Genomic DNA, 255 nt, shown 5'->3' with positions numbered 1-255 from the left:
TAGCGACCTGGGCATCCCACAAGGCACGCAGTTCTTCCTCACTTGGCGGCTCAACACTAGAGTTTTTGAGGTCGATACGCACCATAATGTAAGTGCCATCCACAATCCCATACGCTCGCGCCGCAGTACGAATAAAACCGCCTTCTTCTACAACCGGTTCAGGCGGGGGAGGCGTAAGTCCCTTCCCCTCCCAGTACACGGCCTGGAAAGCAGCGATACCCTCACCGAAATCAAGGGGCGTCACCCGCCAATCAG

1 protein-coding gene is annotated in these 255 nt (G+C 56.5%); it reads right to left on the bottom strand.

Annotated elements, in window-relative coordinates; all coding sequences use genetic code 11:
* Nucleotides 1–255 (bottom strand): hypothetical protein (locus EII11_RS10685; protein ID WP_165867178.1); only part of this gene is annotated, 255 nt, incomplete at both ends.

This window comes from Schaalia canis (genome assembly GCF_003858455.1).
Classification (GTDB): Bacteria; Actinomycetota; Actinomycetes; order Actinomycetales; family Actinomycetaceae; genus Pauljensenia; species Pauljensenia canis.
The sequence above is the reverse complement of the archived record's forward strand: the minus strand, read 5'-3'. Positions and strand labels throughout refer to the sequence as shown.